This is a genomic window from Rhizobium sp. BK377 (assembly GCF_014193935.1).
In the GTDB taxonomy this organism is placed as follows: Bacteria; Pseudomonadota; Alphaproteobacteria; order Rhizobiales; family Rhizobiaceae; genus Rhizobium.
Genome location: NZ_JACIAC010000010.1, coordinates 91,702 through 100,996, shown reverse-complemented (window position 1 = coordinate 100,996; position 9,295 = coordinate 91,702). Strand labels below are relative to the sequence as shown.

The window sequence follows — 9,295 nt, the reverse complement described above, 5'->3', positions numbered from 1 at the left end:
GATGCATCTGACGGCGCTTGCCGAGCGAACGCTGATGGTCGTGCAATGGGCAAAGACCAGCCGCCGGGCCGCAGAATTCTGCCTGCAGCAGCTCAGGAGCGCCCGCAATGCCGATATCGTCGTCGCCATCAACAACGTCAAACCCAAACGTCACGCCAAATACAATTTCCGCGACTCCGAATTATACGCAAGGTCGTTGATGAAATATCAGAATTTCGAGACATCTCCGATCGCGGCATGGTTCACCTTGCGTTGGCTGCACCCGTATCTGGGGATGCAAAAATGAGGCAAAACGCTTCGCTCCCCCGCATGACAGGCAAGGCCGGAGCCGCCCGTTCACGCTGCAAGGCACCGCCCCGTCGATGTATTCGGCAAGGCATTCCGCCTGACTGAGGCGGCGCAGCGCCCGTCCCTTGCAGCATCAGCTTGTCAGAAACAGCGTTCGTATTCGAGTTGGAGAGCGATCATGGATACCGGAATGAGACAGAACAGGAAAGTTGCACTAATTACCGGCGTAACGGGTCAGGACGGTGCGTATTTGGCCGAGTTGCTGTTGGATAAGGGCTATATTGTTCACGGCATCAAGCGGCGTTCGTCGTCCTTCAACACCAATCGCATCGAACACCTCTACGAGGATCCTCATGTCGACAATCCGCGTTTCATCCTGCACTACGGCGATATGACGGATGCAACAAACCTCATAAGGGTCGTCCAGGAAACGCAGCCCGACGAAATCTATAATCTTGCCGCACAGAGCCACGTCCAGGTCTCTTTCGAGACGCCGGAATATACCGCCAACGCGGATGGAGGCGGCACGTTGCGGCTGCTTGAAGCCATTCGCCTGCTGGGCATGACCAAGAAGACCCGTTTCTACCAGGCATCCACCTCCGAACTCTACGGCAAAGCGCAGACGGTTCCACAGAACGAGACGACGCCCTTCTACCCTCGATCCCCCTATGCCGTTGCCAAGCTCTATGCCTACTGGATCGTCGTCAATTATCGCGAAGCCTATGGCATGCATGCCTCGAACGGTATTCTGTTCAATCACGAAAGCCCGATCCGCGGCGAAACCTTCGTAACGCGCAAGATCACTCGGGCGGCCGCAGCCATCCATCTTGGCCTGCAGGACCGGCTCTATCTCGGCAATCTGGATGCCAAGCGCGACTGGGGACATGCGCGAGAATATGTCCGCGGCATGTGGCTCATGCTACAGCAGGACGAACCTGAGGATTATGTTCTTGCGACCGGCGAAACGCACACCGTTCGCTCCTTTGTCGAGAAGGCCTTTGCCAGGCTGGGCATGCCGATCGATTGGCATGGGGAGGGTATCGACGAAAAGGGATATGACAAGCTCTCCGGCCGATGCGTGGTAGAAATCGACCCCGCCTACTTCCGCCCCACTGAAGTCGACCTTCTGCTTGGCGATCCGACAAAGGCGCATACAAAACTCGGCTGGAAACACGAGATCACTCTTGATCAGCTGGTTTCGGAAATGGTTCGCGAGGATTTGAAAGTCATGGCCCGCAATGTTCCGTCGGTCGGTGCGAACAAGGGCCTGGTTCATGCCTGATGTCATCTACAGCCTTGCCGGAAAGAGGGTCTATGTCGCGGGCCACCGCGGCATGGTGGGCTCTGCGATCGTGCGGCGCCTCGGGTCCGAGGGTTGCGAGATTTTGACGGTCCCGCACGCCGAGGTCGATCTGAGGCGGCAGGATCAGGTGGAGGCATGGATGGCGAAGAACCGTCCCGATGCCGTCTTCCTGGCCGCCGCCAAGGTTGGCGGCATTCTCGCCAACGATACCTATCCGGCCGACTTCCTTTACGACAACCTGATTCTCGAGGCGAACATCATCCACGCCGCTTATAAAGTTGGCGTCCAAAAGCTGATGTTTCTAGGTTCGTCCTGCATCTACCCGAAGTTCGCCGATCAGCCGATTGTCGAAGCTGCGCTTCTGACCGGATCGCTCGAACCCACGAATGAATGGTATGCGATCGCCAAAATTGCCGGATTGAAGCTCTGCGCTGCCTATCGAAAGCAACACGGCGCGGATTTCATCTCGGCCATGCCCACCAATCTCTATGGACCAGGCGACAATTTTGATCTCGCATCAAGCCATGTCATGCCGGCCCTGATCCGCAAGGCACATGAGGCGAAGGCCAACGGCGATAAGGAAATACGCATCTGGGGCACTGGCACACCAAAGCGAGAATTTCTCCATGTCGATGATTGCGCCGATGCCTGTGTCTATCTGATGAAGACCTATTCCGCCGAAAGCCATGTGAATGTCGGCTCCGGAAAAGACATTAGCATCCTCGAATTGGCGCAGCTGGTTGCGGAGGTTGTCGGCTTCGAAGGCGAGATCACCCGCGATCTCACGAAACCGGACGGCACGCCACGCAAACTCATGAGTGCCGACAAACTTCGCAGGCTTGGCTGGTCTCCAAAGATCGTCCTGAAGGAGGGCATTGCCGATGCCTACCACTCTTTCCTGAATGGGCACTATCTCAAGCGCCAAATCGAGGCTGCGGAGTGAGTGCAGCCGGCCATTGCCACCTAACTGACGCGGCTGATCGTCAACGGATTCATTGGCCGGCGCCCCGCGGCCCTGGTCAACGAAACGCTGGCGGTCGGCACGAAAACTTTTCTCGGCACCTCAGATTTTCTTCAATGCCGATCACGCTTCGGTGCCGGATCGAGGTCGGCGCAATGTTCCACGGCGCACGTATCGTCATATTGTCCTGACGAGGCGAGCGGCATCTGACGCCGGAGGCGCCCCGAACATTCGCTTGTAGTCTCTGCTAAATTGCGATTGGCTGTCATAGCCTACCGCGACGCCCGCCGTGCCGGCCGCAGCGCGTTCTGAAATCAGCATACGTCTTGCCTCCTGCAGGCGCACCTGAGTTCGGTACTGTATCGGCGTCATCAATGTGACGGCTTTGAAATGGCGGTGGAAGGACGTGACGCTCATCCCTGCCATTTCGGAAAGTTCCTCGATCCTCATGGGCTCCTTGTAGTTCGCCTTGATCCAACTCGTTGCTTTTCCAATCTGCCACAGGTGGGAGCCGCTCCAGGCGAATTGGCCGAGCCTCTCGCCAAGACCAGTCCGCGCAAGCCGATAATGGATCTCTTGAACGATCAAGGGCCGGATAAATTCAACCTCGTCCGGGTTGTCCAGCAAATTCAGCAATCTCGCGAAAGGCTCAAGCAGCGATCTTGTAAGCTCGGAAGCGATAATGCCGGCCGGAGGGCTGGTCGGCGTCTGATGCGGTGGAAGGCGTTGCAGGACATCGGCAAGCATCGTCCGGTCGAGGTCCAAAGTGAGGGCAAGGTGAGACTTTCCGTTATCGGCTTTGAACACCTGTGATGCGACAGGTAAATCGACGGTGACGAGCAGGAATGTCGATTGGTCCACGTGAAACCGCTCGTGGCCGAGGCTAACTGTCTTGCCTCCCCGCAAGATGATGCACACCCGTGGATGATAAAGAGCGTGGATCGGATTGATGCTTGTCTCCATCTGGTGGAGCACAAGACCCGGAACGATTGTCGGCGTACGCGGCTTGTCGGCGTGACACTCGACGATGCCGCACATCGTTTCGACGATTTGTTTCACGATCATCTCCATTGCTCCGTGTCTGACACGTGCTCATCGATACGGAAAGGCTGGGGCGGACTGCTTGGCAGGATCGTGCAAAATATTGGCATGATTGCCGTAGTTTCAAAGGGGGCTTGTTGCCAAATTCAGCGACGTTCAGCTTCGCAGGCGGTGGCGTTACGGTTCCTGCCTGCCGAGCCAAGGAAATTTGAAACAGGAAAGGCAATCCAATGTCACAGAAGATTTGGTTCATAACCGGCTGCTCGACCGGTTTCGGTTACGAGCTTGCCAAGCAGGTGCTGGAGCGCGGCGATCGCGCTGTGCTAACCGCTCGCCGCCCGGAAAATCTCGAAGACCTCGTTGAAGAATATGACGGCAACGCTATCGCGCTGCCACTCGACGTAACCGATGAGAAGGCTGTCGAGACGGCCGTTTGCAGCGCCGAAGCGCACTTCGGTCATATCGACGTGCTGGTGAACAATGCTGGCTACGGCTACTTCTCCGCCATCGAAGAAGGCGAAGACGCCGAAATTCGCCGTCAGTTCGAAACCAACGTCTTCGGCCTCTATTCAGTGACACGAAAGGCCCTGCCCCGGATGCGCGCTCGCCGAAACGGTCACATCATCAACATATCCTCGGTTGGTGGTCTGATGGCGTTTCCGGCGACCGGTTATTATCATGCCAGCAAGTTCGCCGTTGAGGGGTTTTCGGAATCTCTGTCGCAGGAAGTCGGGCCGCTCGGCATCAAGGTGACAATCGTGGAACCGGGCGGCTTTCGAACGGATTGGGCTGGTCGCTCCATGATCGAATCCAAGACCGTGATCGACGATTACGCCGAAACAGCGGGCGCCCGACGCAGGGCCGCGCGTGAATATTCAGGCAAACAGCCGGGCGATCCAGTTCGCGGCGCGGCGGCCATAATCAGGGCAGTCGACGCAGCCGAGCCTCCTCTCCGGCTCCTCCTTGGTTCGGATGCATATAAGCTCGCGCAGGGACGCCTGGAGGTTCTGCGGAAGAATTTCGACGCCTGGCAACACGTGACAGTTAGCACGGACTTTCCGCAGAACTAAATTACAACAACATTCGGCCGGTGTCATAGACGCCGGCCGATTTTGGGGCTCGCTCCACCCCATACGCCACAATTCGCTAGTGAACGGCCATGCTCACCAATCGGTAGGGGTGGGCGGCTTTGAATTCTGAAAGCATTGTCGTTGCCTGCTGCAGCACGCGCTCAGCATTTCGAACGTCATCGCGCGCAAGCTCGTCGGCGTTGATCCGGATTGCCGCGGCCATGTTGTTGGATAGCACCGCAAAATGCTTGTTGCCTTCGACAAAGGCCTCCCGTGCTGTGTCCTCCAGAATCCGCGCGATATCGATGAGGGTCTCTTCGCGTTCCTCAACGCTAAGGTTCTTGATGACACTGATCTTTTCTTCCACGTTCCGTCACCCATTCCAAAAAGACATGAGATAGCGACCGAACTCATCGGCTTCGGTCGCAAGAAGAGCTAGGAAGATAAAAATCCAGTTTCAAGTCTCAGTGCAGCTTGAACTCGCCTTCGACATGGCGCCATTCGTTCGGCCCTATCAGGCGCTGGTGGGAATAGCGGACCGAATGCAGCGGCCCATCGAGATTGGTTTGCCAGAAATCCAGAAACTTATGCATCTCAGGGAAATCCGGCGCAAGATCGTAATCCTGCCAGACGTAGGTCTGCAGAACTGATTCAAAATCGGGAATGCGGTAGAGAATGTGAGCGGTGGTGAGCCCGTAGCCATTCAATTGACGTTCGAGATCCGATGAAAATCGCATGCTTCATCTCCGTTTCATGACAGTCAAAAGGTGGCGCAATTTTTTGCGGCCATCAACGGAATTGTGAACGTCTGATTCAGGTTTTCTGTTCCTTTCCAGTGTGTTAGCAGCCACCAAGTGCGAGTGCTAATTTTTTTCATTCGCCCTCTTGAAATCGAAAAAATGCAAAACCAGATCATTTTGCGCAAAACGCTCGACCGAGGTCTTTGCACCCGCCCGGACTGGTCATCCGGTCCGGCCAGGGGAACAACATAATCATTGTTTGTCCATCGGAGGAAAACATGTCGTTCCGACCGCTTCATGATCGCATTCTCGTCCGCCGTGTCGAATCGGAAGAAAAGACCAAAGGCGGCATCATCATCCCCGACACCGCCAAGGAAAAACCGCAGGAAGGCGAGGTCATCGCCGTCGGCTCCGGCGCGCGCAACGATGCCGGCCAGATCCAGGCGCTCGACGTCAAGGTCGGCGATCGCATTCTATTCGGCAAATGGTCCGGCACCGAGATCAAGATCAATGGGGAAGACCTTCTGATCATGAAGGAAAGCGATGTCATGGGCGTCATCGAAGCCCAGGCCGAGCACAAAAAGGCGGCCTGAGGCGCTTTCCAACCATCAGTCAAATAGCTGCCTATCAAAGGAGTGAAGAAAATGGCTGCAAAAGAAGTCAAGTTCCATACCGATGCCCGTGATCGCATGCTGCGAGGGGTCGATGTGCTGGCCAATGCGGTAAAGGTCACGCTCGGCCCGAAAGGGCGGAATGTGGTTATCGACAAGTCCTTCGGCGCGCCGCGCATCACCAAGGACGGTGTTTCGGTCGCCAAGGAAATCGAACTTGAAGACAAGTTCGAAAACATGGGCGCCCAGATGCTGCGCGAAGTCGCCTCCAAAACCAACGATCTTGCCGGTGACGGCACCACGACCGCCACGGTTCTCGCACAGGCCATCGTCAAGGAAGGCGCCAAGGCTGTCGCCTCCGGTATGAACCCGATGGACCTCAAGCGCGGTATCGACCTTGCCGTCGATGCGGTCGTTAGGGAACTGAAGGCAAACGCGCGCAAGATCTCGAACAACTCCGAGATCGCCCAGGTCGGCACCATCTCCGCCAATGGCGATGCCGAGATCGGCCGTTATCTCGCCGAGGCCATGGAAAAAGTCGGCAACGAAGGTGTGATCACGGTCGAAGAAGCCAAGACCGGTGAAACCGAACTCGAAGTCGTCGAAGGCATGCAGTTCGACCGCGGTTATCTCAGCCCATACTTCGTCACCAATGCCGACAAGATGCGGGTCGAATTCGAGGAACCCTATATCCTTATCCACGAAAAGAAGCTGTCGAACCTGCAATCGCTGCTTCCGATCCTCGAAGCTGTCGTCCAGTCGGGAAAGCCGCTCCTCATCATCGCTGAAGACGTCGAAGGCGAAGCTCTTGCGACCCTCGTCGTCAACAAGCTGCGCGGCGGCCTGAAGATTGCTGCTGTCAAGGCTCCGGGCTTCGGCGATCGCCGCAAGGCAATGCTCGAAGACATCGCTATCCTGACGGGCGGCACGGTCATCTCCGAAGACCTCGGCATCAAGCTCGAGAACGTCACGCTCAATATGCTTGGCCGCGCTAAGAAGGTGGCGATCGAGAAGGAGAATACGACCATCATCGACGGCGTCGGATCGAAGGCCGAAATCGACGGTCGCGTTGCCCAGATCAAGGCCCAGATCGAAGAAACCACCTCCGACTACGACCGCGAAAAGCTGCAGGAACGTCTTGCCAAGCTCGCTGGCGGGGTCGCGGTCATCCGCGTCGGCGGTTCGACTGAGGTCGAGGTTAAGGAAAAGAAGGATCGCGTCGACGACGCGCTGCATGCAACCCGTGCGGCTGTCGAGGAAGGCATTTTGCCGGGTGGCGGTGTTGCGCTGCTGCGTGCCGTCAGGGCCCTCGACAATCTACCCACAGCCAACGACGATCAGCGTGTCGGCGTCGATATCGTCCGCCGCGCGATTGAGTCGCCTGCCCGCCAGATTGCCGAAAACGCCGGTGCAGAAGGTTCGGTGATCGTTGGCAAGCTGCGTGAGAAGACTGACTTCTCCTACGGTTGGAACGCCCAGACCGGGGAATACGGCGACCTCTATGCGCAAGGCGTCATCGATCCGGCCAAGGTCGTGCGTACCGCGCTTCAGGATGCCGCTTCGGTTGCTGGCCTGCTGGTAACGACGGAAGCCATGATCGCCGAAAAACCCAAGAAAGATGCCGCGCCGGCCATGCCCGCCGGCCCTGGTATGGACTTCTAAAGCGATTGCGGAGGTCCGCTCCGTCTGCCGGGGCGGACCTCCCACATGCATCGAAACCAACCAAGTTCCATCGGTCGAGATCAATGGAGCCAGGCGATGAGAAAGGAAGATATAAACAGACCGATAGGGCGGAAAACCGCGACAGTGATCAGTACCGCGTATCCGCTTAACCCGACTATGCATGTCGAGGCCCCTGCCGAGGCGTTTGCTGACGCCGGCAATGATGCGAAACGGTCCGTACTCGCTTCATGGGCACCCGAGAAGAACGATCGGCTATCTCAAGGGATAATTTCATCCCATTTCTTCGACATCCAAAGGCCTCGTCGGGGGAACCCGCCGCGAGTTCGCGGGTTAGGTAGCCCTGGCCTGTGCAGCTACCGGAAAGGAGGATGTCGCCGACAATCATTCGAGACCTAGACATCCTATCCGGCCGCTGCGTGCCTTTAAGGATGCAGAGGCGGTTCTTTCCCGAGGACTCTTTGCTCAATTGAGGAGGTTTGCCGATGAAGATCGCTCAGATCGCACCGCTCGCCGAAAGCGTTCCGCCCAAGCTTTACGGGGGGACCGAGCGGATTGTCTCTTATCTCACCGAAGAACTTGTCGCCCAAGGCCATGACGTCACGCTTTTCGCCAGCGGCGATTCGATCACCAACGCCAAGCTCGTGGCGTGCTCGGATGTCGCGCTCAGGCTCAACCCGGCGGTCAGGGACCACCTGCCGCATCAGGTCGTGATGCTGGAGGAGATCCGCAGGCGCGCACACGAGTTCGACGTCCTGCATTTTCATATCGATCTCCTGCATTTCCCGCTGATCCGGGACTTCGCCGATCGTACGGTCACCACGCTGCATGGGCGTCTCGACCTGCCTGATCTCAAGCCCTTCTACGAGGCTTTTGCCGATACTCCCCTCGTCTCGATCTCCAATGATCAGCGCCGCCCGATGCCGCCGGTCAGATGGTCTGGAACAGTTTATCATGGCCTGCCTCGCGACCTGCTGCCGTTCACGGAAAAGCCGAAAGGTAATTACCTTGCCTTCCTCGGTCGCATATCTCCCGAAAAACGACCGGACCGTGCCATCCAGATCGCCGCAAAGGTCGGTATGCCGTTGAAAATGGCAGCCAAGATCGACAATGCCGACAAAGCCTATTGGCAAACCGTTATCGAGCCTATGGTCAAAAGCCATCCGAACGTCGAATTCATCGGCGAGATTAACGAGCATCAGAAGGCAGCCTTCCTCGGCAATGCCGGCGCGCTGCTCTTCCCGATCGACTGGCCGGAGCCCTTCGGGCTGGTCATGATCGAAGCCATGGCGTGCGGCACGCCGGTTATTGCCTTCCGTTGCGGTTCCGCTCCTGAAGTGATCGACGAAGGCGTCTCGGGTGTGCTGGTCGACAGTGTTCAGGAAGCCGCAGAAAATATCGAATGGCTGCTGCGGCTTGATCGTCGTAAGGTCCGAGCAGCCTTTGAGAAGCGTTTCACAGCCGAACGGATGGCGCGGGACTATCTCGGCATCTACCGCGACCTGCCGGGCGTTCGTACCAGAGCCGCGTCTGTTCGCCGGGCGAACGGCCAGTCGCTCGACCTGAAAGTCGTTGCCTAACCGCACGGAGGAGCCATTTCG

The 9,295-nt window shown here is 57.4% G+C and carries 9 protein-coding genes and 1 pseudogene; 7 read left to right on the top strand and 3 right to left on the bottom strand.

Annotated features, from left to right (window positions below; all coding sequences use genetic code 11):
• From FHT92_RS27925 to FHT92_RS27915, 3 genes and pseudogenes are all read left to right on the top strand, one after another.
• Positions 1-286, top strand: a pseudogene (locus FHT92_RS27925) (hypothetical protein); the annotation flags it as partial.
• A 180-nt stretch (positions 287-466) separates the two neighbouring features.
• Positions 467-1,570 (top strand): GDP-mannose 4,6-dehydratase, encoded by a 1,104-nt coding sequence (gmd, locus tag FHT92_RS27920; protein ID WP_183831311.1) that lies wholly within the window; start codon positions 467-469, stop codon positions 1,568-1,570.
• The gene (locus FHT92_RS27915) at positions 1,563-2,534 is read left to right on the top strand and encodes a GDP-L-fucose synthase family protein (RefSeq protein WP_183831309.1); all 972 of its coding nucleotides are present in this window, start codon (positions 1,563-1,565) and stop codon (positions 2,532-2,534) included. Before gmd ends, FHT92_RS27915 begins: the two co-directional genes overlap by 8 nt.
• A 195-nt stretch (positions 2,535-2,729) precedes the next feature.
• On the opposite strand, the gene FHT92_RS27910 is transcribed toward FHT92_RS27915, so the two are convergent.
• Positions 2,730-3,623 (bottom strand): AraC family transcriptional regulator, encoded by an 894-nt coding sequence (locus FHT92_RS27910; RefSeq protein ID WP_183831307.1) that lies wholly within the window; start codon positions 3,621-3,623, stop codon positions 2,730-2,732.
• Between the two features lie 200 nt (positions 3,624-3,823).
• Between FHT92_RS27910 and FHT92_RS27905 the strand changes: the two genes are divergently transcribed.
• Positions 3,824-4,663, top strand: a complete 840-nt coding sequence (locus tag FHT92_RS27905) for an oxidoreductase (RefSeq protein ID WP_183831305.1) — start codon at positions 3,824-3,826, stop codon at positions 4,661-4,663.
• A 76-nt stretch (positions 4,664-4,739) separates the two neighbouring features.
• Here FHT92_RS27905 and FHT92_RS27900 read toward each other — a convergent pair whose 3' ends face one another.
• Together FHT92_RS27900 and FHT92_RS27895 are read right to left on the bottom strand one after the other, a co-directional pair.
• A complete protein-coding gene (locus FHT92_RS27900) occupies positions 4,740-5,030 on the bottom strand; it encodes a hypothetical protein (protein WP_183743246.1) in 291 nt (96 codons plus the stop codon).
• Positions 5,031-5,127: 97 nt separating this feature from the next.
• Positions 5,128-5,400, bottom strand: a complete 273-nt coding sequence (locus FHT92_RS27895; protein ID WP_183831303.1) for an usg protein — start codon at positions 5,398-5,400, stop codon at positions 5,128-5,130.
• A gap of 281 nt (positions 5,401-5,681) precedes the next feature.
• Here FHT92_RS27895 and groES point away from each other — a divergent pair, with 281 nt between their 5' ends.
• The 3 genes from groES (at position 5,682) to FHT92_RS27880 (ending at position 9,274) form a co-directional block, all read left to right on the top strand.
• The gene (groES, locus tag FHT92_RS27890; RefSeq protein WP_183743250.1) at positions 5,682-5,996 is read left to right on the top strand and encodes a co-chaperone GroES; all 315 of its coding nucleotides are present in this window, start codon (positions 5,682-5,684) and stop codon (positions 5,994-5,996) included.
• 51 nt (positions 5,997-6,047) lie between these two features.
• Entirely contained in the window at positions 6,048-7,676 is a 1,629-nt protein-coding gene (gene groL, locus FHT92_RS27885) for a chaperonin GroEL (RefSeq protein WP_183743252.1), read from the top strand.
• Positions 7,677-8,179: 503 nt separating this feature from the next.
• The gene (locus tag FHT92_RS27880) at positions 8,180-9,274 is read left to right on the top strand and encodes a glycosyltransferase family 4 protein (RefSeq protein ID WP_183831301.1); all 1,095 of its coding nucleotides are present in this window, start codon (positions 8,180-8,182) and stop codon (positions 9,272-9,274) included.
• The last annotated feature ends 21 nt before the right edge of the window (positions 9,275-9,295 follow it).